Genomic DNA, 22,937 nt, shown 5'->3' with positions numbered 1-22,937 from the left:
GGAAAATCTACTAAAGTATAAAATGAGATCTTGCATGAGCCTTGTTATTTGCTAGTCTGTTGAAGAATTAACATTATTCAAAAAATAGAGAGCATTTGTGAAATGAATACATTTTTATTAATAGCAGGATTACTTGTCGCAGCCGTTATATTCTTTGCCGTTTACCGGCTGATAACTGTGAAGCGCCAAGGCAGGAAGCTGAATGCTGAGCGCTTTGAACGGGTAAAAGCGCTTTACGACAAACTTGAAAGCGGACAACCGCTGACCGGACCGGATGTGTTGCCCTTTGCGGAGAATGTGTTAACCAGGGAACTGACTTACCAGCTTTTAAGCGACTATAAGCGAACTGATCTTTTTCCGGAACAATATTATACGATTGTGCAAGCAGCGGAAAGTAACCTTGCCAACTGGCTGGAGTTTCCGACAGAGCTGGATGCCTGCCCCGATGAAATGAAGCATGTGCAACGGGTAAGTATTGATTTTGACGGGCAGCATAATTTTGTGCATTACGAAGTATTTCGATGCCGGGTAAATGAACCCCATTGGGCAGCGAAGGACGGTTGGTTTTTGGGTGTTGTTGGACCTTATTTTGATGACAGTAAACCGTACGACTTTCCGCACGCCACGTTTAGCAGGATCAGCAGCAAGGCTGACCAGATAACAGCAGAAGAGGAAGCGATGTGGGTGCATCAAAACATTTCTATGCGAAGGTGAGGGGGGAGACTCTTTTACAATCGTAACAAACGGGCTTGCCTGTTTTACAAATAAAGTTGCTGCAAAGATTTACTGTAACCATGCAATCTTGAATACCTTTTGCACAACGGAAGTTGGCTGATTTTTATTTTGTATTTGTGCAGAAGCTTGCTGCACAAATGCGCTGCTGTGTTCGTTGCTGCTGACTGAACCTGCTTTTATAGCAGGAGCTTTGCACGCAGATTCCTGCTTATTGTTGGTTGACTTTTATGAACTGTTTATTGACATCTTTTTGTTTTTTATTGTAACTGCTTGCAGTTTGATTTTTTTTAGTTTAGTTTTAAACCTGGTGTTTTTCATAGGTTAGCAACGGTCTTCTTTTTTTAAGGAAGACCTTTTTTTATAAAGAAGTTGCGCTAATACAAATGCTAATGATAACTAAAATCTATAACTGAAATGACGAGTAAAATTGCCCTTTTGGGACTACTGGTAATACTGCTTTCTCACTGTACTACGACAAAGCAAAACACAAAAAAAACAGCAATCAACGTTTTTAATAGAGATGTAGAACAAGTGAAAGAAGAGGATAAATTCGTATACAGACTTAGCGAAAAAGAAGGGGCAGGAATAGTTTGGTTTACTACTATTGAATTCGAAGAAGGGACAATTGAGTTTGATGTAAAAGGAAGAGATGTTTTACAAAAGAGTTTTGTTGGAATTGCTTTTCATGGCATAAATGACTCAACGTATGAAACTGTTTATTTTCGACCGTTTAATTTTCAATCGACTGACCCGATAAGGCATATTCATGCTGTTCAATATGCTTTTGAACCCGGTTATAATTTTGAAAAACTACGTAAAACCCGAAAAGACGAGTTTGAATCAGCAATTTTACCAGCGAACACGATCCCTACAGATTGGTTTCATGTAAAAGTAGAGGTGATTGGTAATAGGATTAGAGTGTTTGTGAATGGACATAGCGAACCAGCCTTAAACGTTATGACACTTAATCCAAATCCAAAGGGGAGAAAACTGGGGTATTGGGTAGGCAATAACTCAAATGGTGATTTTGCCAATTTAAAGATATTGAACAGAAATTAATGGCAGGCACCACTATCGTATTAACAACAGTTGGACTGATAGTTGTAAACGCAACATTTGTAATTCTATTGGTTATTGGTGCAAAAGTTTGGTGGTTGTTTTTCAACGGGGCCGCCAAACGTTTAATTATAAACCACAGCCTTTTATTTGAAGCCGCTCCCGTTACGGATGTAGTGTAAAATGTGTTACAATATACTTTAGCGATGAAACCTTTTGTTAGCACTTTACTGTGTGCCAGTACGTTTTACTGCACAGGATGAATTCTTGAAATTGCGGGATTATTCGATTATCTCGCAATTTTTATTTTAGGAACGTAGTTGCTTGCTACCGATACAGGGCTTAAAAAAGGCAAAAGCATCAAAACTGATTTACTCGTCGCCTTTACCAACATGGTCATTGATTTTTCCTTCGGGTAATGAGGGCCAGGATTTGTTCTGGCGGCTATAGGCAGGAGATACCATGCAATAAGGGAGGATGCTGTTTTGTGAAGGATCGGAAGGGAGATAAATGAGGTAAAACTTTTTATTGATGGCTTCGAGGAATTTTTTATCGCCGGATGCTTTGATGCCTGCAATGTATCGGGATTTGCATCCAGGGAATTCTATACTGCAGGAATGCGCATTGTTGTCTTTGAACGCAAACGGATAAAGTAGAGGACTTTGTTTTTCCATCCGATGATCCTGCGGTGTTCATAATTGTCTTCTGTTACAATGAGGCCAAGGTTCTGTTTGATTTTAAACCAGGTTGATTTGGATCGAAAATATTTTCGGAACGGGCATTGTACATATTGTTGCCATATTTGAAGAAGACGCCAGGATTCTTCAGCTGTTCGGGTATACATGCATCGTACTGAAACCTGTTTACATCATGTCTGCATACGTGGAAGTGCAGATCTGTTTTGACAGGATCATGGTAATAGCAATAAGGGAACTGTTTTTGACTGATGGATCATTGCTGTCTTTGGATATAGTTCGTAGAAAACGAATTTCATGAATGGGGGCATTCGTATCGGGTAGGACTGATGATTGAATTTTTTAGTTTCAATTTTTACAAGCTGGGAAAGAATGTTTTCGCATACGCACTTGTTTTATGGTTAACAACGAAAGTGTAAATAGCAGGTGAAATGAATCTTTTTCGTTAGCGATAGCCATTAAAACAAAATTACTGCCATTTATACCTTTGTTTTCTGGTTGCAATTTGACTGATAATGGCGACCGGGAATTTGTTTACGTCCACGAAAGCGGTTTCCTGGTATACAGAAGAACTTTGGATCTGCACATACTCATCATTTTGCCGCATACAAACTGAACGTATTAGTTGAATTTTATGCGGTGGTTTTTGTTATGCGGTTTTGTGATGAACGCTTTATTAGAGAATCTGCAGCGCTTAGTCAGTAAGTTACATTCGGCAGAAGAAACGGAAACAGTTACCGAATAACAAACAGGAATTGCCTGCATGGCTGAAGTATACCAATTAAAATAAACGTATGAAATCAAAATTATTTTATGCAGTAAGCATAATGAACGTGGTCATGTTCAGTTTTTACTTTCTTTCATTCAGAGAAAAGCAGGACAATGATTTGGTTGATAAGATTCTGAAAGTCCGCGGTTTGGTGGTTGTTGATTCTTTGGGAATTGAACGGGTCATTATCGGATCGCCGCTTCCTACAGCTCAAAGCAGTTTTGGGAACAGAATTTATCCCAGGGAAAAAGGCGCTGCTGTATCGGGGGTAATGCTCTACGATGCCGAAGGCCAGGAGCGGGGTGGTTATGTTACAGACGATGATTACGGGAATGTTTTTCTGACACTTGATTCAAAGACGAGCCAGAGCTTTCTTGCGATTGCTGAACCAAACGGTTCTACGGCACTGCAGTTGTGGGACAGAAAGGGGATTAATAAGATTTCTCTTGAAACGACTGATGGCCAGGCAGACATTGTCTTAAAACGTAATAACAAGACTGTAAAACTGTATCAAGATGAAAAGTAAAAGCGTGATACTGACAGGCTTTTTTCTCCTGTATATATCTTTTGTTGTGCGGGCACAAACCAATGATCTGTTCATTGGTAAATTAACGGCCATTAACCCTGCTTCTTATACCGACGTTGTATTTATGGGTGCAAAGGATACTGTTTTGGTTTCTACATTCAGCGGCAGGATTGCGATGCGTGTAAACGGGTTGGGTTCCGAAAAAGTAATAGCCGTATTGAATGATGAAATTTATTCGCTCGCCTACAATCCGGTACGGAAGGAAATTGCAGCAGGCACGCTTGAGAGCGGGATCATAGTGATTGATCAAAAAACAGGTAAACGGCTGAAAGCATTACGGCTTAAAACTACATGGAGTGTCAGTTTATTGTATGCCGATGATTTTGCGTATTTATTTACTCAGGATCAAAAAGGCAACAGGTATATCTGGGATGTACATAGGAATTACCGGGAACTGCCTGTTTCTTCAAAGATGCCCCCGGGGAGAATGGTTAAACTGGATAAAGACGGGTTATTGACCATTGTGAGTACAAGAAAAATAATCATCTGGGATATCCGCAATGACAGCACTGTCAAAGAAACCGATGTTGTCCTATCCCGCTTTGGTGATATGGATCAGGAAGGGAATTTTTTGTCTGTTGACTTTAATACATGCACCAAGTATAACAGTATAACCGGCAAAAATGAGTTTACGTTAATGCATCCCGATTGGCTGAGGGATTTAAAGGATTACCCCGACTATGAAGATATGGTACGTAGCGCTCCGGAGGATTTTACGAAAGACGGCCTGTTGATAATGAAAGACTACAACCTGCAATTAACGATGGTACGGTTTGCAAGAGATAAAATTTTTACAGCCAGTATTGACAGATCGATCAGGGTTTGGGATAAAAAAAGCGGCACCCTTATGCGTTCGTTAACGGGGCATATGGCTACGGTTAATAAAATTAAAGTTAATGCAGCTGAAACACAACTGGTGTCAATCGACTTAAAAGGTGGAATAAAATTCTGGAACGTATAAGAGAAGATTGAGCGGATGTTTTTGGTGCCTGATATTTTTCAGGAAAGAGAACCCGGCGCTGGTCAAACTATACAGGCAGTATCGGCAACAGGGTTTTTAAATTCTGGCAGTTTCCCTTGATGTGAATGAGCAGCAATGGCGTAGTGCGATTGAGAGGGATTCTTTGACGTGGGCAAATGTTAGTGATTTAAAAGTTGCTGATAACCTGCCGGCTCTAATGTACGGAGTGTATAGTATACCGGATAATTTTCTGATAGACCCGGACGGAAAAATTATTGCGAAAAATTTGAGCGGCGCTTTACTGGAAAAAAACTAAAAGCGTTGTTTGGTAAAGGTCAATGACCGGTGAGATGAGAAAAGAATTGGAACAGCCATATTGGTGCAAAGAGTTAGCGGATAGCTGATACTGAAGGAAAAATACATTGGCATGCGAGACAGAAAAATAACGGGCAGGTAACAAAAAGTAAAAGCAGAAACATGTTGTTGGTGCGTATGATCAAAACGCAACAGGCAGCTGGGAAGACCAGGCTGAATGCGGCGCTGAGACTTAACTCTTGACTGGAAGCAAACTGTAACCGTTAGTGCTGGTTTGCAACTATCTGTAAGGCTGCAGTTCTTCTATTGCGCATCATTGCTGATGCGCAACGCTGTTTTACTATTTGCTGGATGCTGAAAACCCTTGAGGCTCCCCGGGGTTTCTCATTGATAGACAAGTGCTGGAAAGATCCGGAGTCATGCCGTAGCAACCATGAACTCCTGCTGCATGCAATTTCAATGGGCTGCCGGATTACGGGAAATGAAGCCGTTTATTTAATGGTTTAAATCTGCATCAGGAATTTTCGTGTTGCATGTTCTTTTCTTTCTGCCGGCATTTGATCTTATTCATTGCTGTTTTCTGGTGGAAGGAAATAGCTTGTTCAGAAGTAGAGCATCCCTTTTACTCGCTTTTTAACCTAAGTTAATTATTCATTCATCTTACAACGTCACTTTTGCGCATTCCTTTTTTACAAAAGGATTATTGGTAATAAATGACTACTCAAACAAGAAGCACCAAAGCGGTAAATAAATTTTCTCGTATTCTCTTATTGGCTTTCATTTTCATTACTCATAGTCCTCTAAAAGTAGCTAAACAAGTATTATTATGAACATTCGAAAAACAGTGAAAGCCCTGTTCTTGCTTTCCTTTTTCTGCTCAGCGGGTAATGCAATTGCGCAGAAAAACTACACTATCAGTGGCAGTATTAAGAGTAAAAATAATGGCGAGTCTATTATTGGAGCCAGTATCAAAGTGTTAAACAGCAACTATGGCACCACATCAAATGAATATGGCTTTTACAGCATTTCATTGCTGCCTGCAACCTACCGGATTGTATACAGTGCAATTGGAAAATCACCCGATACGATCAGTATCAATTTGGTCAGTAATACCGAAAAGAATATAAGCCTTGCCGATGCTAATTACGAGTTGACAGGGATCACCATTACCGGCAACCGGTCTTCCGGACGGTCCGTTACCGGTTCGCAAATGGGTATTGAACGATTGTCGGTTCAGGAAACAAAAAATATTCCGGTGATTTTCGGTGAAAAAGATCTTTTAAAAACGATTCAATTACTTCCGGGTATAAAAACTGCAGGCGATGGAAGCAGCGGTATTTTTGTACGAGGCGGAAGTACCGATCAGAATCAGATCATTTTAGACGAAGCCAATATTTATAATGCAGCACATTTGTTTGGATTCTTTTCTACGTTTAACAGTGATGCCGTAAAAGATATAGCAGTATACAAGGGAGGAATGCCGGCGCAGTACGGTGGACGATTAAGCAGTGTACTTGATATACGAATGAATGAGGGTAATAATCAGCATACCGCTGTTAGTGGCAGTTTGGGACTTATTAGTGCAAAGCTGAACATTGAAGGGCCGATTCAAAAAAATAAATCTTCTTTTCTTATTACCGGCAGACGGACTTATGCAGATGTGTTTCTGAAGATGGACGAGAAATACAAGGGTAATCAATTGTATTTCTACGATCTCAATGCAAAGCTGAACTATGAACTGGGTAAAAAAGATAAGCTTTATTTAAGTGGATATTTTGGCAAGGATATTTTAGGGTTCAATAATCAGTTTAAAACCAACTGGGGAAACGGAACCGGAACGCTGCGTTGGAATCATATTTTTAATAGCCGTTTGTTTTTAAATACCTCCTTAATATTCAGTAATTACAACTATGAGTTCAAGGTTAGAAATGGTACCAACGATATCAGGATCTTCTCACAGATAAGAGACTGGAATCTAAAACAGGATTACCAGTATAGCATCAATAATAAAAACAACCTGCGATTCGGATGGTCTGGTATCTATCACATTATTCGTCCGGGAGAAATTACTGCCAATGCTACTTCCAGTATCAGCAATAAAGTGCAGGATAAGCGATTTTCCTATGAAAATGCCGTTTATGCAAGCAATGTGTTTAAACCCACTAAAAATTTAACTGTTACACTTGGTGCAAGGCTTAGTGGGTTCAATGTCATGGGTGGGGGAAGTTTCTTTAACATCGACGAAAACGGTACAATTAAAGACACAATCAAATATGAAAGAGGTGAGGTTGTAAAATCGTACTATAACCTGGAGCCAAGAATTGCTGTTGGCTTTATGCTGAATGCGGCTTCGTCCATCAAAGCTTCATTTACACGCAATGCCCAATACATGCATCAGATAACCAATTCAAATGGTTCCAGTCCGTTGGATAAATGGGCGAGTACAAGTAATATCATTAAACCCCAGATCAGTAACCAGTTTAGTGTAGGTTATTACGCAAACGTTTTGATGAATAATTATGAATTTACGGCTGAGGCTTATTACAAGGAAATGGAGAATGTGCTGGATTACCGAAATGGTGCAGACTTATTTTTAAATGAAACAGTAGAAGCGCAATTGCTTTTTGGAACAGGCAGGGCCTATGGCTTAGAGTTGATGCTAAAGAAAAAAACAGGCATCATCACAGGATGGATCAGTTACACGTTAAGCAAATCAGAAAGAAAAATCAACGGTATCAATAATAATAAATGGTACAACGCAACGCAGGATCGTACACATGACCTGTCCATTGTAGGAATTTACCAGTTGAGTAAGAAATGGACGCTTAGTGGAAACTTTGTTTTTTATACCGGCAATGCGGTCACTCTTCCGACGGGTAAATACCAGGTGAATGGGCAAACGGCTTATTATTACGACAGCAGAAATGCTGACCGGATGCCGAACTATCATCGTTTGGATCTTGGCGCCACGATGCAATTAAAGAAAACAAAAAAATGGACGAAAGAATTGGTTTTTAGCTTATACAATGTTTACGGGCGGGAAAATGCTTACACGATCAATTTCAAGGACAATAAAGAGAACCCCAATGTCATCGAAATAACACAAACCAGTTTATTCCGATGGGTGCCATCTGTATCATACAATTTTAAATTTTAATCAAATTATACATACCAAGCAAATGGAAAAAAAATATTTAATCATCGCTGTAAGCGTACTGTTATTCAGTATGACAGGTTGCGAAAAAGTAATTGATCTGGAGTTAAAGCATGCAGCTCCGGTTATTGTGGTTGATGGACAGGTGACCAATGATTTAACAGCAGGAAGTGTGGTGAAATTATCTTATACCAATAAAGTGAAATCCGATAACAGCATCGTGCCATTAACCGGCGCAAATGTTACCATCCAGGAAGATAATGGAGCTGTTTATTCTTTACCGGAAGTATCAACCGGTGTTTATCAAAACAAGGGTCTTGTTGGTAGTACAAACAAAACGTACAATCTGCGGGTTGTAACAACAGATGGACTTACCATTACTTCCAGTTCTAAGATGCCGGTAATGGTCAACTTTGATTCGTTGGTTGTGGAAGATTTTCCCTCCTTTGGAAAAGTGATCAAGGTTGTTACTCCGTATTTCAACGATCCGGTTGGAACAGGAAATAACTATACGTTTTTCATGTATAAGAATGGCCGGTTGATTAAGGATGCCTTTGCATTTGATGATGTTTTTATTGAAGGAAGAAAAAGTACATTTCCGTTGATTTATTCAAGAGAAGCGGATGAATTTAAGAAAGGAGATGTGATTGATGTTGTAATGAATTGTGTTGACAATGCTAATTATAAATATTGGTTTAGTTTTTCGCAATCTTCAACCGGCAGACCATTTGCTGTTCCGGATAATCCGGTGAGTAATATTAAAGGAAAGGCAATCGGTATTTTCAGTGCGCATACCTATCAAAAGCGAACCGTCACAGTACAATAAATAATGCTTCGTTTAGTGAGTGTTAAATACGGGTTCGGGTGCAACGGTGATTTGTAATGGATTGTCAGAATAAAAAAAAATGATATGAAAAAAATAATTTCGGTTTTTGCAATGCTCTTTCTTTTGACCTTACTAAGTGCCTGTAAAATGGAACACATGGATATGGGTTGCGGGGACCCAGCTTGCAGCATGCCTTCGGATGTTATTACAACAAAAAGTTCAAAAGTATTTGATCAGGCTGTACTCAAAAAACTATCTGATGCGGTTTACCTTGCTTCTCAATCTTCATCCTGCCAACGGGGTGATCAATGGGGAATTGCCGGTATCGGTGCAAAACCTTGTGGTGGGCCGGCGGGTTATATCGCTTACAAAAAAGAGAATGCAGAGTGTTTTCTGAAAGTGCTCGACTGTTATAATAAGCAGGCACAGGAATATAATCGGAAGTATGCCATTGGTTCAGATTGTATGGTAGAACCAGCGCCCAAGTCTGTTGTTTGTGAAGAAGGCAAACCGGTATTGGTTTATTAGGCCCCGACGATTTACTTGTGTTGAATGGACAAAGCATATTCATGCATTAACTGCAGAGCTGCTTACGGTTGCTTACAGACTTTTTGTTATTGTTGAAAGCTAACACTGTACTACACGGCTATCAACGGATTGGATAGAGCAGTCAACTGTTTATTTATGCGCAATCACTTCTGGTTATTCAGTACTTGATCTGTTCACGATAGAAATACAGTACTGTCTCCGGTGCGTTCTGCCCGCTGCTTATTTTCTTAACTTAAGTGAATGAGTAGTTCCGGCTGTGCCGTTTAATTTTAGGATTCATTATTCAGGGTTTTGATGATACAAACATTGTGACAACCTTCCGGGCATTGAATGTTGTCGATGAATGATACAGATGTGGAAAGCCGGTAAGCTCCGGCATAAAACATGTTGTCAACGGTGAAACAGCGTAGAACCCTTTTCTGCTGGCTCCTCTATATTCTGTGAAAGGAGCAATATTTTTTGCTGTCCTTATTTGTCTGCAGTGCAAGACGATCTGCGAGAAAATGTAAAAGGGTGCATGGACGGCAGCAAAGATTAATTGTACGCAGCTGATAGGGTATATAAACTTTTTTAAGACAGGTATTAATGATGAGGTAATGCGGAATGAATAACGATAAAATGATCAGTTGACTTTTTTGTTATTATCTGCAGAATGAATAACCGGTTTCCACCGATTTTCATTTGTTCTTTTTTGCATGTTCAGATGTAAAAGAGGATATCGAACGGACGGGTTGATTGACGTACCCCCCCGGACCTGCCATGCTTAACAGGTAAGCGGTTTCAGAAAGAGCGTATGGCGAAAAACAGACCCTTTTGATGGTAGTTGTACAAGCTTTGAGTGTAGAAACAGATTGGTGTTGACAATCCCTTACCATGTCATCAATAACTTTGCTGCAAATTGAACCGACGAAATAAAGCGTGCGAAAATCGTTACCGTGGCGCATACAGAACATCATAAGATAATCGTATTTGCCGTAAGCGAAATGATTAGATCAGAACCAGGTCAGTTATCGGTGAAAATAAAAGCAGAGCAGCTTTGATCCTGCATTTGCAGCAGCGTGAAAAGACCGGATTCTGTTTGCTGACAGGTGTGGGCGGATTGATACTTTAAAAATCGAAAACGTAAACCATGATCTGCTGATGCGTATTCCTGTTTATTTTCTGGTACAATTCATTGCTCAACGCTAGGACCATTGCTGAGTACATCCATGTCAAAAGGGATGCGGGACAACTTTGCAAAAAATTGCATTCAGTGAAATTGATTAGGTACAGTAAAAAACAATTAGGTTAATTTTTGTGCAGACGGAAAACATTTGTTTTCGTAGCAGATATTGATACAACTGGAACCGATTCTGCCGATCAGTGCAGATAACAAAGACTGTTTCGTGTCGGTGAGGATTGAACTGTGGATGTTGGCTTTTACAGAAAGCAGGCGTTTGTACGAAAAAGTTGTTGTTAAATGCTGCATTACACTGATTATTTATGCTGGCATGGTGATTGCCGATTTTAACTGGATTAATTTACCCAATAGCAACGTGTTTCTGGTTAATTCTTTTTTGTGCTGTTGGTCTGCTATTGCTGCAATTGTGATGTTCAGTGTTTCAATTTCTGTTTTACGCTTATGCAGCAGATCCTGGTAGGTAGAAATGAGCTGCCCCTCAGAAGTTTTGCTGATCAACAACAATTGCTTTACCACTTGATCCGCATCCAACAGGATACCTTCGTTTGCTGCAACTCCAATGCATTCATCAATGATTGTTCTGGCGATGCTTTGTGCATCTTGATTGCGGTAGAAGATACCGTTGTCTGTTTCAAGTAAGGGACAGATAGAATTAAAAACACTGTTGATAATTGCTTTTGTCCAGATGATGGGCTGAATCGTTTCTTCAACTTTAAAAACAAGCTGCCGGTTATCCAGGGTTTCAATGATCGCAGCGAGGTTTTCCAAACTTCCTTTTACTACACCGATCGGTGAAACGGATGCAGGCATAAAGCGCAGCCTTAGCTCAGCAGTATACTGTGAAGAAGCAAACAATACACAGCGATAAATTTCCGGGAAGGCATTGCTTGTAAATGCGGCTTCCACGTTCAATCCGTTTTGCAGGAGAACAACAGGTGAGTTACCTGTTTTCCCTTTCAGGAATGAAGCGATCTGCGGATTGCCGTATGATTTGGTTGTGATAACAAGGATCCCGTCCAGATGCGGATAATGATCCATGCTGCTTACAGCAATATCCGCCTCGGCCGTCTGACCATCACGCAGTTCTACTTCAATGTGTTCAACATGTGCAGTTATACCATGAACATGTCCACGAAGCAGTACAACCTTTTTGCCCGCCTGCGTAAGAAAGACGGCCAACGCTTTGCCGATGGCACCTGCACCAATGATATAAATTGTTTTTTTGCTGTTCTGCATAGATTCCTTAATTGATTTTGGCATTGAAATAACTTTCTTTGGGGATCCTGTTGCCATGGATACCATTGAGCATCGCCAACTGGCCGACATGCGTAACCATATCCAGCAGTGGACCCTGCAATAGTTTTTGACTTAACGCCTGTTCAAGATGCGATTCCTCCAGCACGCTTTGTAGATCCTGTAATGCTGTTAGAAACCGTTTTTGTTCATCGTGAAAATTGAGAGGCTGTGGTATCGGTACATTGAAGTGACCTTCCTTGATCATCGTTGTTGTTTTCACCGCCAGATCATACATATGAAAGATGATCTCATTTGGACTACGGGTGTGGTCATTTATTTTCAATGTTCCAAAAGTAGCGGTCGAACCCGTTGTGGATTTGACAAACCGGTATGCAATCGTTTTGATCACATGAATGAGTAGCTGATTGTTCATTGGCATGTTTTATATTTTCGGATACTTTAGTTGACGGGTCTTTCCAGTAATGCTACATGGAGATTCCTGTGCTGCACCGGCAGCTCTATGGTTCCCGGCGTTGTATATGTTTCGATGACTGCAAAACCAAAGCTTTGATAGTAAGCAATGAGCTTTCGGTTGTCTGCCCAGGTGTCCATCCGTAAGAACTGGAGTTTGCGTTCTTTTGCCAATTGCTGTGCCCATGCAAGCACCTGCCCGAACATGTGGGTGCCTGCATACTTCCTATTCAGTACCACACGGTGCAGGTAAAGTGCATGGCCTTTTTCCCGTTCACGCCATATCAACGCATCGCTGAAACAAATACTGAAAATACAGGCTGTATCCTTGTCTGAGACGATCTTGTACAAAAGCCCGTTGGCAATATCTGCCTTGATAAATGCTTTGTCATACTGCTTCCAGCCGGTGAAATTGTTGGCCTTTTGAAACCGGATAGCTTCTTCAAAAAGCCCGTAGATCACCGGCAGATCATCTGCAGTTGCATGGATGATGGTAGAGCGCATCGTGTTTATTCTTTTTTGTTTAGTTTACTGTGTTTTGCACTGTACAGAAAGTAAATAAGGACACCGGAAAAACTCCATACCAGCAGCCGTAACCAGGTGGATTGATCCAGGCTGAACATCAGCAGTAAATTGAATACAAATCCTGTCAATGCGATCACTGGTAGATACTTTACCCTGAACGGCCGGTGAAGAGCAGGCTGCGTTTTGCGGAGAATGAGAACAGCCAGACAAATCATCGCAAACGCAAACAAGGTCCCGATACTTGTCATCTTGGTCGCTTTTTCAATGGGCGTGAAAGCTGCGATCACAGAGGAAAGAAATCCCAGTAAGATGGTACTCTTCCAGGGAGTTTTAAAGTGCGGATGAATAGCTCCAAAAAGTTTGGCAGGCAATAACCCGTCTTTGGCCATGTTCAGGAATATCCTTGTTTGCGACAACAGCATGACAAGCATCACCGATATGAGGCCAATTACCGCAGCGATCGTGATTAACAGGGAGGCCCAGTTAAGCCCTAAGCCACTGAATGCAGAGGCTACAGGCGCTCCGAGGTCCAGATCTGTATACCTTGTCATTCCTGTTAATGTAAGGGATACAAGGATGTACAGCGTTGTACAGATTACCAGAGAAGTGATGATGGCAAACGGAATATCTTTGGTGGGATTGACCGCTTCCTGCGATTGGGTGGAAACGGCATCAAAACCAATGAACGCAAAGAACACCAGGCCTGCGGCCGTCACGACTCCTGAAATACCATAATGGGATACGCCTGCAGGATCAACAACCCGCTCGGGTATGAATGGCTGCCAGTTAAGCGGGTTGATATAGGCAACACCTGCTGCAATAACAAACAGCACCGCAGCTACTTTTACCGCAACAATGATATTGTTGGTTTTTGCAGATTCTTTGATGCCCCGGACAAGAATAGAGGTAACTGCCCATACAATGATTGCAGCGGGAAGATTGATGGAAAAGGAGGGTGGAGGGATTCCCAGTTTTAAAGCTTCTTCCTTTGCTGTAAACGGGTCATTGATCAGCCAGGCCGGTATATGCTGAATGCCCGAGAGGTGCAGCAGCTTCACAAAATATTTTGACCAGCTGACGGCTACAGTTGTAGCGCCCATCATGTATTCAAGGATCAGGTTCCAACCAATAAACCAGGCAAAAAATTCTCCGATTGTTCCATAAGAATAGGCATAGGCAGAACCAGAGACCGGCAATATACTCGCAAATTCAGCATAACAAAATGCCGCAAGTAAACAGCCAGTTCCTGCCAGGATAAACGATAGTGCCAGGGCAGGTCCGGCGTATTGGTTGGCGGCTACACCCGTCAGCACAAAGATGCCGCCGCCAATTACAGCCCCGACACCGATGGCCGTCAGTTCCCATTTGCCCAGAGTGCGTTTCAGCTGGCTGGTTTGAATGTCATCGTTGTAAGCTGCAAGTGGTTTTTTTCTAAACAGTTGTTGTAGGTTCATGTAGTATGGTTTTACGAAGTGGACAAAGCAAATGCAACTGCAGCCTGTGCATGGAGGAAGGTGGTATTAAAAACAGGCAGGGAAACGTCTTGCTGGCTGATGATCAGAGGTATTTCTGTGCAACCTAAAATGATACCTTCTGCACCCTGTGCAATCAGCCGGTTGATAATAGCAAGGTATTGCTGTTTTGTTTCGGGCAGGAAAATGCCTTTGCCCAGTTCCTCCAGCAATGTTTTTTCGATAAAGTTTCTTTCTTCTTTTGTTGGAGGAATGAGAATTTCCAGGCCTTCTTCTGAGAGTTTGTTTTTATAAAAATCCAGCTCCATGGTATAGACGGTGCCCAGTAAGCCAACTTTCCTGAGCCCTTTGTGTTTAACAGCTTGCGCAGTCACAATCCGGATGTCAATTAGGGGAAGACCAACCCGGTCGCTTACACGCTCTGCTACGATATGCGCTGTGTTGGCACAAAGCACAAGAACTTCCGCACCTGCGTTTTTCAAACTCTGTGCTGCATTTGCCAGTAATTCGAACGTTCCGTCCCAGTTATGCTGCGCATTGCAGTTCTTGAATTGTTCAAAGTTTAAGGAGTAGAGGATGCATTCTGCAAAGTTCAAATGACCTAATTTTTTATTGGTCTCTTCATTGATCAACCTGTAGTAGTCTATTGTCGATGTCCAGCTTGTTCCGCCGACTAATCCGATTTTTTTCATTTGATTTTTTTATTGGTCGATGAAATCTGTAAAAATGGGTTTGCTTTATAACGCAGTTGCGTACAGTTGCTTTTAGTTTACTGCTTGCATCGCTTTTGCTTGCAGCAGTTTTCGTCTCCGGGAAAAAGGCGTTGCTCAGGTGGCGTAGTTACAAAGCACCCTTATGGCTTTTCTGTTTTCACTCAATTCAAAAACTTCAGCTGCTAATGTTCCGTTTACGGAAATGTAACAGAGCACAACAGAATCGATGCCTGCAAAACAGTGCTGTAATTGAAAATGCAGGTTGGGGTAGGTACGCAGTCCTGTTTCAAAATACTTTTTCAGTTCAGTTCTGTTAGTGATAAATCCCTGTTCATTGAATTGCAATAAGGGAATCATCGGCGAATAAAACAGCACATTGTTTTCATAATGTGCCAGTATGTTTTCAATGCTATGACTGTTCCATGCATCGATCCATGCTGTTGCAAATGCTTTTGCCGTTGCTGTTGTTATCATGCTTGTTGCTGGTTAGATGGGTTTAACAATTCATCTGTGAAATGAACCTTGCTTCTTGGTTGTGAAAATTTATCGTGATTGAATGTTGTGGATTGCCCTTTCGGAATAGACAGCGACGTCCATTTGTCTGCATACATTTTCCCGATAAAAACGATCTGACCGATATGATAGGGATAGTGTGCCAGCTGTCTGTTGATGGCTTCCATTACAGTGTGTCCCTGGTTACGGATATAAATTATTCTTTCAAGGTCTTCTTCCTGTAAGCTGTTCAATGTTTCAAAAAACAGGTTCCAGCCATCATTCCATTTTTGCAGTAGTTCTTCTTTGGTAGTGATGTTGTTTTCAAATTCTTCATCACGGTTGCGCCATTCTTTTTCACCGTCAGTCGTAAAAAGATCAGTCCAGCGGCTGCGCATATTACCCGATAAATGGTTGACGATGACAGCAATGCTGTTACTGTCTTCGTTGTATTGCCGGAACAGTTTTTCTTCATCCACCTGTGCAAAAGTTTGATCGCCTAACAGCTTGTAATAGGCGAATTGTTTGCGTACGCTTTCGAGGTAACTCATACGATCGTATTTAGAAGTTTTGTAGTTGGATCACTGCTGAACAGCCCTCTTTTTTTTACACTGCTGTTCAAAAAAGCAACAACGTGTTGGACAGGCTTCGCTTCCTGTATTATTGCTTGTAGTAAAAAACAAGGGATGCTTTTTGAAGCAAATGCTGTGTCAGGTAAAAGCCAACCAGTGCCGGGTTTGCGTTGGCATCGAGGCCCAGTTTTTCGGTATCCAATGCATAGACTGTTACTGTGTATTGATGAAAACCGCTTCCCGGTGCAGGGCAGGGGCCACCGTATCCCGGCTTGCCAAAATCTGTTTTACTCTGTATCGCATTTGCAGGCTGCCTGCTGCCGGTTACATTTCCCGCATCGGATTGCAGTTGCGTGATCGTTGGCGCAATATCAAAGATCACCCAGTGCCACCATCCGCTTCCGGTAGGTGCATTTTCATCGTAAACTGTAACGGCAAAGCTTTTGGTTCCGGCCGGTGCATGTTCCCAATACAATTGCGGCGACTTGTTTTCACCGGAACAGCCAAAATCATTGAAGACTTGTTTGTTGGTCGCCTGTCCGCCCAGTTCATTGCTTTTTAAGGTGAATGTTTGGGCATTCACAAAGGCACCTGCAAACAGAACGATAACGAAAAGTAGTTGTCTCATACGGTTTGATTGAATTGTTTCAACGTTTTTGCCCGTTCCTCAAAGCTTGCATTGTCGGCAATCGGTACATGTATCTGGCTGAAGAACTGCATCAGTTCCTCGCTATGTTTGTAACTCCGCTGCGTGTTGATATTGAAATGAACCAGCTTTGACCATATCACTGCCTTAAGCTGTGTCTTGTGTTCATCCCACATGATCGCTTCAACCAATAAACTGGCATCCGAATAGGCGATCAGTTTGGTTTCGGTGGTTACTTTTTCAAGCCATACAGCAGGATAGAAATAGGAAATCTGCGTCTGTACGACAACCCAGCCAATGCCTTTGTCTCTGGCAATGACAGCTGTATTGAAAGCATAGTTGTCGAGTAACTGTTCTGTTCTCGCAGCTATCATGTAATCGATGTATTTGGCGTTGTTCAAATGATTAAAGGGATCGCAATCCTGGTATTGTATCCTTGTTTTACTTTCCAGTATTTTTTTAAGTGTATCCATTTTGTTTGATTGATCTGCGTTCTTGTTATTCATTCAACTGTCAGGACAATTTCAGTCAGGTCTATTGCAACGAGCAGGGGTTCAGGTTGCCGTGCTGTATTATTTTCCAGTCGTGTAAACACCCGACGTTGGGTTGGTATCTTTATCCCGTTGATATCCTGGTAAGCATACAAATAGTGGGCACTTCTTCCATTGCCGATGATTGCTACATCGTAATCATGCCTTCGAATCAGCCCGCTTTGATCAATGTAAAAAGTTTGCACCGGTGCGTGTGTCGCAACATGTCCGGGAAATTGTACCTGTAAGCGTTGCCATTCTTCGTTATTTTCCTGCCATGTTCCGATGGCTTTGATCTGATAGGCAGGGTCGGCAAACACATAGGGAATGTTGATGTAATTCCACATGGCATAGCTCGCAAAGTAGAAGGTTTGTAGTCTTGTCCATTTTGTTTCTTTGGAATGGTTGGCAAACGATTGACGGGGATCCTGCAATTCTTCCAGACAGTTGTTTTGTGCAAAAGCAGCTACCCGGTTTGGTTCAAATGACGTATACCATTTTTCGTTCACAGGTTTGTACCGGACTGCTTGTTGTTTTGTATCAACAACAACATAGGTATCCCTTAAAAGCGTAGGTTGTCCTTTTAGCTTCCAAAGAAGACCGTCAATTGTTGCCCGCAGTTTGACCTGTTGAATCGTATTCCATTTGTCCAGTCCGCCGTGCGCATGGATGGTTTGTTCCAAAAGTCTGTTCATAAAGTATTCTTATAAAATATACCGATCGGTATATTATTATGCAAAAAAATTACACTTTTAATCCGTTGATAAGTTGCGTTAGAAAATTCATTGCAATCCGTAATTCACCGGGTTTGCCGGTAACTTTTGCCTGCATGATCGCTCCTTCAATCAGCGATATTAAAATAACAGCTATTTCCGTTGGTTTGGTATCCGGTTTTATTTCGCCTCGTTGTATTCCCCGTTTGATTTGATTTTCTAAAGATGTTTTCCAGTAGGCAAGTGCTTTGGCCACTCGCTCTTTTAATAGAGGATGGGTATCGTCTGCTTCTGTTGCGGTATTTAACAGTGGGCAACCGGGTTTCAAAAACGGGATACTTAAAAACTCCCGGTATACTTCGGGATAAACTAAAAGTCGTTCAATTGCACTGTCCGTTTGTAAGATCCGGTCTTTTATATAATTAGTAATTCGGGCGAAATTATAGTCAAAGGCTGCAAGGGCCACTTCATCCTTGTTTTCAAAGTTGCCGTAAATACTGCCTTTTGTAAGACCGGTTGCAATGGTCAGATCGCTGAGTGAAGTACCGGCAAAGCCCTTTTCGTTGAAAACAGGTGCTGTTTTTTCAACGATAAATTGTTTTGTTCGTTCCGCTTTTGTAGATGCACTGCTCATGATAACACAAATATAGGATAAAATATACCAATTGGTATATTTTATTTTACAGCATGTATCACTTGACAATTGTGCAACGTCTGTTGCGGATGATTTCATTACCTGACTACAGTTACCGACAGGATAGCATGCAGGGCGACTGTTTTAAGGAATGTGCAGAAATGCATGGAAAAGTTCCGCAGCATACACGGCTAATCGGTAAACAGTCGGACTGCGGCAGCTTATTTTTTCGAGCTGGCGCTTTTTCACATAGAATCGTATTTTCATTCCGGCAACCTCATCTAATTGTTCAGGTTGCTCATTGGTGCAACGAGAATGGGGACCTTGCGTAAACCGGAGCCTGTAACAGTACAATGAACACAATGTTTTTTTCAGCAGCATTACAACAAATGGAAAAGGCAGGATGATTAATAGTCAACTGTAAGTGGCCGCAGACAATGGCCTTTTGTGATAGACCAATAAACGGCCAGTTACCCTTTCTGCAGTTTAAAACGATGCTGCTGAAAGTGTTTGCAGGTGATAGTGGTGTATAAACTTTAGACAATGCTGATGCTACACAGGGTTAATTCAAAAAGCGGGATAGGGATAAGTATATAAAAAGTATAACACCGATTTTTTGGTCAGCAGAAAACTTCGTTTTTATATTGTACAATATTTTTATTGTAACAAGTGCGTTTGCCGGCAAGAGTAACAAACGGACACGTATGAATAGTCAACTATGAAAGATATACTACTTGATTTTATAGCGAAGTACATTACCCTCACGGAAGAGGAAAAGGATGCGATTCTCCCAATGGACATCTTTCACACAGTAACGAAGGGTACTATTTTACTCAGGGAAGGACAATATTCAAAAGAGAGCTACTTTGTTTTAAAAGGCTGTATCCGCACGTATTACTTATTGGACGGAGAAGAAAAAACAACGGCGTTCTACACAGAAATGGAAGCCCTGACACCTAATTGTGTTGTCAATCAAACGCCTTCTGAGTATTTTATCAGTTGTATTGAAGATACGGTCCTTACCATTTCAAATGCTGATAAGGAAGCAGAAATGAACAGTAAATTTCCAAAGTTTGAAATCATGTGCAGAAAAATGTCAGAAGAACTGCTGGCCAAACAACGTTTCGACTTTGACGAATTTAAAACTTCCTCACCTGAACAACGTTACCGCAACCTGCTGCAAAACAGACCAGACCTTATTCAAAGGGTGCCGCAACAGCAGCTGGCAAGCTATTTAGGGATCAAACCGCAATCATTAAGCAGGCTAAGGGCAAGAATGTATGAAAAAAAGAGCTGATCGTATTTCTTAACTTAAGTTAAGAAATATACGATCCCTCCGATCCACATTTGCAGCATCAGTTCATCAGTTGAGAAGATATGCAAATGAAAATGTTGTGGATGGTACAGACCCTGGTAATGACAGGCAGTTTACAGGTGCTTGCACAATATGCAAAAACAGACAGCAGCTATAAGTGGTGCTTCGTTGGCAGCACGTTGTTTTTATTGGGCAACCTGTCTTCTGTGAACCATCCCGGCTTTGTTCCAGTCAATATCGGCTATCGTATTAGAGGCAAAGTTGCGCTGACTGTAGAACCAAAAATCTGGAAGTACGACTGGCCGAACAGTATTCATCCCTTTTTTAAGAAAGCATATATTAACCTGGAAGAACAATTTCCGGGATATGTACCTGCGGTTGGTTTATCCGTTCCGTACCAACGTTTTTTGCATAAGGACCATTGTGCTGAAATGAATCCAATACACACATTGCAAAAGTTTGTGCATGATGAAGGCAAAAATATTGATAATGACTTTCAGCTCTTCAATACCTGCCGTGTTGGCTACGACATGAAATTGTTTAAGCATCGTTTTTTTTCAACCATCCCGGGGCCTACTACAGCTTATTTATCAACAAAACTGGCTGATGGATTTAAGCAGTTAGACGACAAACGGGCAAAGTGGTTTTTAGAAAACAGGTAATGCATTTTGACTTTAATTTTTAATGGAATGTTTATGCATACAAATCAAGCAGCAACGAATTCACACGAACAGAGTAACGTGAGTTTGAAAGTAAAGCTTGCTTTGCTGTGGACAAGTTTGCTGTTCATCATTCTCTATCTTGATTATTTCCACCTGTATATGCCGGGCAAGATAGCAGAGATTCAGACAGGGAAGGTGATTGTTTTTGCTATTACGCAAGGGTTTCTGTTGATCGCACTTGCCTTGGTGGGAATTCCGGCACTGATGATTTTTCTTTCTGTTGCCCTTCCGGCAAAAGCCAATCGCCTGGTCAATATCATAGTTGCTGCGTTGAACATTCCCTTTATCTTGTTTAACCTGGCCGGAGAGGCCTGGACACACATGCTGTTTGGTACGGTTGTACAGGTTCTGCTGCTTTGCCTGATTATCCTTTATGCATGGAAATGGCATTATGTTGATCAGGAAAAAAATGAAAAGCCTTTGTAGTCTTGATGTAGATAGGGATAGGGTTACTGTAAAAGGATAAAGATTCAAAATTCAATTCAGCTTTTATGTCAATTGCTAAACATAAATAGATAAAGAAAAATTACATAACAATTTATTGAAGTTAGGTTATGAGAAATGTTGCAGCTATATTCTTTTCATTGCTTTTTTTTCTTTTTTTAGGCGGTTGTTCATTTGAAATGAATAACACGGAAATTAAAATAGAAGACAATGCTTTAATAGAGCAGATGTATAAAAAAGATATTGAGATAAGAGAGCTAGATGCTAAAACAGACACCGTTAATCTGGAGGAATACGATAAAAAACACCGGGAACAAATATTTCGTTTACTTTCTGAAAATAAAGTAGTGACGCCAAAAGATAAATTAAGAGCCGCCTGGATTTTGCAACATACAGTTGCCAGAATCTGCGATGGTGAATTGACCAGTCTGAGTCCGGAGAATTTTCTGCTGGCATATTCGCTTTCTTCAAGCGCATTGGCTACGCTCGAAAAGAACAATGATACAGCACTAATCAGAAAGCAGTATATTCCTAGAATCGTTGCATTGAATTATGACAGGTATTTACTATTCACTTTTGGATACCAGAAGTTCGGAACACAATTTGTATTTGACGATCAAACAGGAGAAACACTTTTAGCACCGATTGACACAACGCTGACCAGTGACGAAGAAAGAAAGAAGTACAATGTAGAACCACTTCCTGTTTTACTCAAACAATACAAAATGAAACCAATTGGTAAAAAATGATTCATGCGGAATTGCAATCAGTGAATTGATAGACCGGTAAATTTCATTACTGCAGCGGGTCGTGTTTTTAAGCTTGCTACTAAATGCTGCTCTCCGGTAATAAAATCCTCTTCTGTATGTAGGGCGTCGCCTTCATCGTGCAAGCTGTCTGAATTTTGCTGGGTAAAGTACCGCATTGAGACTTGCGTTTGATTGGCGGCGTCAATCAAAAATCGATAATGACACAAAGTTGATCAATGCAATAAGCATTTTGTATACACCTTTATTTTCGGGCAGCATTTGTATGGCCAATCAATTGTAGGTTCACAAAAAAAATAAAACCAGTTTTGTTTTAACTGCATGTACCAACCGGTCTTCATTGTCTGCAGTTGCATCGACCCGGTGCTTCACGGTAAACTAGGTAACCTGTAGGCAGGTTCTTTTGTTTCCTGCTTCTGCTTGCGTTAACAACAACTTATGAACAGCTGCTTTGCTGTTAATTGGAGATGTTCCCGAGATCAATTTTTTTGTTTGTGAGGACCAGTTTACTACTGTGCTGATCAACTGCATCGTTTTTGTAGGAATAACTGTGTAAAGAGTCGATGTTGTTTGCTGCAGGGTGTATGTAAATTAACTTAAGTTAATTTTTCCTGCACGACAATAAACTATACTTGCCGCATTCATTGACCAAACCTGAATGCATGAAAAAAATAAGCATAACACCGCGTTGTAACCCTTTTGTTTTATTGACAGCTTTCCTGCTGTTTGTCTGTTTAACAACTTCCTCTGCTCAAACGATCCGCTATGTAGATGCGGGCAGGCCTGATAATAGTGGTGTGGGGACTAGCTGGGCAACGGCGAAAAAAGATTTGCAGGCAGCGATCATTGCTGCTGCATC

At 41.2% G+C, this 22,937-nt stretch carries 25 protein-coding genes; 13 read left to right on the top strand and 12 right to left on the bottom strand.

The window, feature by feature from the left end:
* Positions 1-102: 102 nt before the first annotated feature.
* From IQ13_RS20535 to IQ13_RS20525, 3 genes are all read left to right on the top strand, one after another.
* Complete coding sequence (locus tag IQ13_RS20535; protein WP_144888625.1) at positions 103-714, top strand: hypothetical protein; 612 nt, start codon at positions 103-105, stop codon at positions 712-714.
* Positions 715-1,149: 435 nt separating this feature from the next.
* Entirely contained in the window at positions 1,150-1,794 is a 645-nt protein-coding gene (locus IQ13_RS20530; protein WP_144888624.1) for a hypothetical protein, read from the top strand.
* Positions 1,794-1,973, top strand: a complete 180-nt coding sequence (locus tag IQ13_RS20525; RefSeq protein ID WP_144888623.1) for a hypothetical protein — start codon at positions 1,794-1,796, stop codon at positions 1,971-1,973. Before IQ13_RS20530 ends, IQ13_RS20525 begins: the two co-directional genes overlap by 1 nt.
* A 189-nt stretch (positions 1,974-2,162) precedes the next feature.
* Here IQ13_RS20525 and IQ13_RS20520 read toward each other — a convergent pair whose 3' ends face one another.
* Positions 2,163-2,465, bottom strand: a complete 303-nt coding sequence (locus IQ13_RS20520) for a hypothetical protein (RefSeq protein WP_144888622.1) — start codon at positions 2,463-2,465, stop codon at positions 2,163-2,165.
* Between the two features lie 815 nt (positions 2,466-3,280).
* Here IQ13_RS20520 and IQ13_RS20515 point away from each other — a divergent pair.
* The 5 genes from IQ13_RS20515 to IQ13_RS20495 all read left to right on the top strand — a co-directional run bounded on the left by IQ13_RS20515 (position 3,281) and on the right by IQ13_RS20495 (position 9,625).
* A complete protein-coding gene (locus tag IQ13_RS20515) occupies positions 3,281-3,781 on the top strand; it encodes a hypothetical protein (protein ID WP_144888621.1) in 501 nt (166 codons plus the stop codon).
* Positions 3,771-4,802, top strand: coding sequence for a WD40 repeat domain-containing protein (locus IQ13_RS20510; protein ID WP_144888620.1), 1,032 nt, complete (start codon positions 3,771-3,773; stop codon positions 4,800-4,802). Before IQ13_RS20515 ends, IQ13_RS20510 begins: the two co-directional genes overlap by 11 nt.
* A 1,141-nt stretch (positions 4,803-5,943) precedes the next feature.
* Positions 5,944-8,274: a TonB-dependent receptor gene (locus tag IQ13_RS20505; protein ID WP_144888619.1), complete on the top strand. Its 2,331-nt coding sequence runs from the start codon at positions 5,944-5,946 to the stop codon at positions 8,272-8,274.
* Positions 8,275-8,296: 22 nt separating this feature from the next.
* Positions 8,297-9,097, top strand: a complete 801-nt coding sequence (locus IQ13_RS20500) for a DUF4249 family protein (protein WP_144888618.1) — start codon at positions 8,297-8,299, stop codon at positions 9,095-9,097.
* Between the two features lie 84 nt (positions 9,098-9,181).
* The gene (locus tag IQ13_RS20495; protein WP_144888617.1) at positions 9,182-9,625 is read left to right on the top strand and encodes a hypothetical protein; all 444 of its coding nucleotides are present in this window, start codon (positions 9,182-9,184) and stop codon (positions 9,623-9,625) included.
* 1,501 nt (positions 9,626-11,126) lie between these two features.
* Here IQ13_RS20495 and IQ13_RS20490 read toward each other — a convergent pair.
* The 11 genes from IQ13_RS20490 to IQ13_RS20440 form a co-directional block, all read right to left on the bottom strand.
* Positions 11,127-12,062, bottom strand: a complete 936-nt coding sequence (locus IQ13_RS20490) for a ketopantoate reductase family protein (protein ID WP_144888616.1) — start codon at positions 12,060-12,062, stop codon at positions 11,127-11,129.
* 7 nt (positions 12,063-12,069) lie between these two features.
* Positions 12,070-12,495, bottom strand: a complete 426-nt coding sequence (locus IQ13_RS20485) for a restriction endonuclease subunit S domain-containing protein (RefSeq protein WP_144888615.1) — start codon at positions 12,493-12,495, stop codon at positions 12,070-12,072.
* 26 nt (positions 12,496-12,521) lie between these two features.
* Positions 12,522-13,037, bottom strand: coding sequence for a GNAT family N-acetyltransferase (locus IQ13_RS20480; RefSeq protein WP_144888614.1), 516 nt, complete (start codon positions 13,035-13,037; stop codon positions 12,522-12,524).
* A gap of 5 nt (positions 13,038-13,042) precedes the next feature.
* Positions 13,043-14,512 (bottom strand): APC family permease, encoded by a 1,470-nt coding sequence (locus tag IQ13_RS20475; protein ID WP_144888613.1) that lies wholly within the window; start codon positions 14,510-14,512, stop codon positions 13,043-13,045.
* An 11-nt stretch (positions 14,513-14,523) separates the two neighbouring features.
* Complete coding sequence (locus tag IQ13_RS20470) at positions 14,524-15,222, bottom strand: aspartate/glutamate racemase family protein (protein ID WP_144888612.1); 699 nt, start codon at positions 15,220-15,222, stop codon at positions 14,524-14,526.
* Between the two features lie 135 nt (positions 15,223-15,357).
* Positions 15,358-15,717, bottom strand: a complete 360-nt coding sequence (locus IQ13_RS20465) for a nuclear transport factor 2 family protein (protein ID WP_144888611.1) — start codon at positions 15,715-15,717, stop codon at positions 15,358-15,360.
* Complete coding sequence (locus IQ13_RS20460; RefSeq protein WP_144888610.1) at positions 15,714-16,286, bottom strand: DUF1572 family protein; 573 nt, start codon at positions 16,284-16,286, stop codon at positions 15,714-15,716. Before IQ13_RS20460 ends, IQ13_RS20465 begins: the two co-directional genes overlap by 4 nt.
* A gap of 109 nt (positions 16,287-16,395) precedes the next feature.
* Positions 16,396-16,935: a YbhB/YbcL family Raf kinase inhibitor-like protein gene (locus tag IQ13_RS20455; RefSeq protein ID WP_144888609.1), complete on the bottom strand. Its 540-nt coding sequence runs from the start codon at positions 16,933-16,935 to the stop codon at positions 16,396-16,398.
* The gene (locus IQ13_RS20450) at positions 16,932-17,426 is read right to left on the bottom strand and encodes an acyl-CoA thioesterase (RefSeq protein WP_158637450.1); all 495 of its coding nucleotides are present in this window, start codon (positions 17,424-17,426) and stop codon (positions 16,932-16,934) included. The genes IQ13_RS20455 and IQ13_RS20450 overlap by 4 nt, the downstream gene beginning before the upstream one ends.
* A gap of 29 nt (positions 17,427-17,455) precedes the next feature.
* Positions 17,456-18,178, bottom strand: coding sequence for a hypothetical protein (locus IQ13_RS20445; protein ID WP_144888607.1), 723 nt, complete (start codon positions 18,176-18,178; stop codon positions 17,456-17,458).
* A gap of 49 nt (positions 18,179-18,227) precedes the next feature.
* On the bottom strand, positions 18,228-18,830 hold the full coding sequence (locus tag IQ13_RS20440) for a TetR/AcrR family transcriptional regulator (protein WP_144888606.1): 603 nt from the start codon (positions 18,828-18,830) through the stop codon (positions 18,228-18,230).
* Positions 18,831-19,548: 718 nt separating this feature from the next.
* On the opposite strand from IQ13_RS20440, the gene IQ13_RS20435 reads away from it, so the two are divergent.
* The 5 genes from IQ13_RS20435 to IQ13_RS20415 all read left to right on the top strand — a co-directional run.
* The gene (locus IQ13_RS20435; protein WP_144888605.1) at positions 19,549-20,127 is read left to right on the top strand and encodes a Crp/Fnr family transcriptional regulator; all 579 of its coding nucleotides are present in this window, start codon (positions 19,549-19,551) and stop codon (positions 20,125-20,127) included.
* 101 nt (positions 20,128-20,228) lie between these two features.
* Positions 20,229-20,807, top strand: coding sequence for a hypothetical protein (locus tag IQ13_RS20430; RefSeq protein ID WP_199758327.1), 579 nt, complete (start codon positions 20,229-20,231; stop codon positions 20,805-20,807).
* A 33-nt stretch (positions 20,808-20,840) separates the two neighbouring features.
* On the top strand, positions 20,841-21,293 hold the full coding sequence (locus tag IQ13_RS20425) for a DUF6326 family protein (RefSeq protein WP_144888604.1): 453 nt from the start codon (positions 20,841-20,843) through the stop codon (positions 21,291-21,293).
* A gap of 128 nt (positions 21,294-21,421) precedes the next feature.
* Positions 21,422-22,060: a hypothetical protein gene (locus IQ13_RS20420; RefSeq protein ID WP_144888603.1), complete on the top strand. Its 639-nt coding sequence runs from the start codon at positions 21,422-21,424 to the stop codon at positions 22,058-22,060.
* A gap of 680 nt (positions 22,061-22,740) precedes the next feature.
* Positions 22,741-22,937: hypothetical protein (locus IQ13_RS20415; protein ID WP_144888602.1), on the top strand; the 197-nt coding region annotated here is incomplete at its 3' end.

This window comes from Lacibacter cauensis (genome assembly GCF_007830055.1).
In the GTDB taxonomy this organism is placed as follows: domain Bacteria; phylum Bacteroidota; class Bacteroidia; order Chitinophagales; family Chitinophagaceae; genus Lacibacter; species Lacibacter cauensis.
This window is presented reverse-complemented; position numbering and strand designations above follow the sequence as displayed.

Excerpts from the sequence above, each read along its gene's own strand:
- IQ13_RS20480 (WP_144888614.1), bottom strand. The coding sequence starts at position 13,037 with ATGCGCTCTACCATCATCCATGCAACTGCAGATGATCTGCCGGTGATC.
- IQ13_RS20450 (WP_158637450.1), bottom strand. The coding sequence starts at position 17,426 with ATGGATACACTTAAAAAAATACTGGAAAGTAAAACAAGGATACAATAC.
- IQ13_RS20470 (WP_144888612.1), bottom strand. The coding sequence starts at position 15,222 with ATGAAAAAAATCGGATTAGTCGGCGGAACAAGCTGGACATCGACAATA.
- IQ13_RS20425 (WP_144888604.1), top strand. The coding sequence starts at position 20,841 with ATGCATACAAATCAAGCAGCAACGAATTCACACGAACAGAGTAACGTG.
- IQ13_RS20495 (WP_144888617.1), top strand. The coding sequence starts at position 9,182 with ATGAAAAAAATAATTTCGGTTTTTGCAATGCTCTTTCTTTTGACCTTA.
- IQ13_RS20465 (WP_144888611.1), bottom strand. The coding sequence starts at position 15,717 with ATGATAACAACAGCAACGGCAAAAGCATTTGCAACAGCATGGATCGAT.
- IQ13_RS20445 (WP_144888607.1), bottom strand. The coding sequence starts at position 18,178 with ATGAACAGACTTTTGGAACAAACCATCCATGCGCACGGCGGACTGGAC.
- IQ13_RS20520 (WP_144888622.1), bottom strand. The coding sequence starts at position 2,465 with ATGGAAAAACAAAGTCCTCTACTTTATCCGTTTGCGTTCAAAGACAAC.
- IQ13_RS20515 (WP_144888621.1), top strand. The coding sequence starts at position 3,281 with ATGAAATCAAAATTATTTTATGCAGTAAGCATAATGAACGTGGTCATG.
- IQ13_RS20535 (WP_144888625.1), top strand. The coding sequence starts at position 103 with ATGAATACATTTTTATTAATAGCAGGATTACTTGTCGCAGCCGTTATA.
- IQ13_RS20500 (WP_144888618.1), top strand. The coding sequence starts at position 8,297 with ATGGAAAAAAAATATTTAATCATCGCTGTAAGCGTACTGTTATTCAGT.
- IQ13_RS20510 (WP_144888620.1), top strand. The coding sequence starts at position 3,771 with ATGAAAAGTAAAAGCGTGATACTGACAGGCTTTTTTCTCCTGTATATA.
- IQ13_RS20485 (WP_144888615.1), bottom strand. The coding sequence starts at position 12,495 with ATGAACAATCAGCTACTCATTCATGTGATCAAAACGATTGCATACCGG.
- IQ13_RS20430 (WP_199758327.1), top strand. The coding sequence starts at position 20,229 with ATGGTACAGACCCTGGTAATGACAGGCAGTTTACAGGTGCTTGCACAA.
- IQ13_RS20455 (WP_144888609.1), bottom strand. The coding sequence starts at position 16,935 with ATGAGACAACTACTTTTCGTTATCGTTCTGTTTGCAGGTGCCTTTGTG.
- IQ13_RS20530 (WP_144888624.1), top strand. The coding sequence starts at position 1,150 with ATGACGAGTAAAATTGCCCTTTTGGGACTACTGGTAATACTGCTTTCT.
- IQ13_RS20525 (WP_144888623.1), top strand. The coding sequence starts at position 1,794 with ATGGCAGGCACCACTATCGTATTAACAACAGTTGGACTGATAGTTGTA.
- IQ13_RS20475 (WP_144888613.1), bottom strand. The coding sequence starts at position 14,512 with ATGAACCTACAACAACTGTTTAGAAAAAAACCACTTGCAGCTTACAAC.
- IQ13_RS20440 (WP_144888606.1), bottom strand. The coding sequence starts at position 18,830 with ATGAGCAGTGCATCTACAAAAGCGGAACGAACAAAACAATTTATCGTT.
- IQ13_RS20460 (WP_144888610.1), bottom strand. The coding sequence starts at position 16,286 with ATGAGTTACCTCGAAAGCGTACGCAAACAATTCGCCTATTACAAGCTG.
- IQ13_RS20420 (WP_144888603.1), top strand. The coding sequence starts at position 21,422 with ATGAGAAATGTTGCAGCTATATTCTTTTCATTGCTTTTTTTTCTTTTT.
- IQ13_RS20490 (WP_144888616.1), bottom strand. The coding sequence starts at position 12,062 with ATGCAGAACAGCAAAAAAACAATTTATATCATTGGTGCAGGTGCCATC.
- IQ13_RS20505 (WP_144888619.1), top strand. The coding sequence starts at position 5,944 with ATGAACATTCGAAAAACAGTGAAAGCCCTGTTCTTGCTTTCCTTTTTC.
- IQ13_RS20435 (WP_144888605.1), top strand. The coding sequence starts at position 19,549 with ATGAAAGATATACTACTTGATTTTATAGCGAAGTACATTACCCTCACG.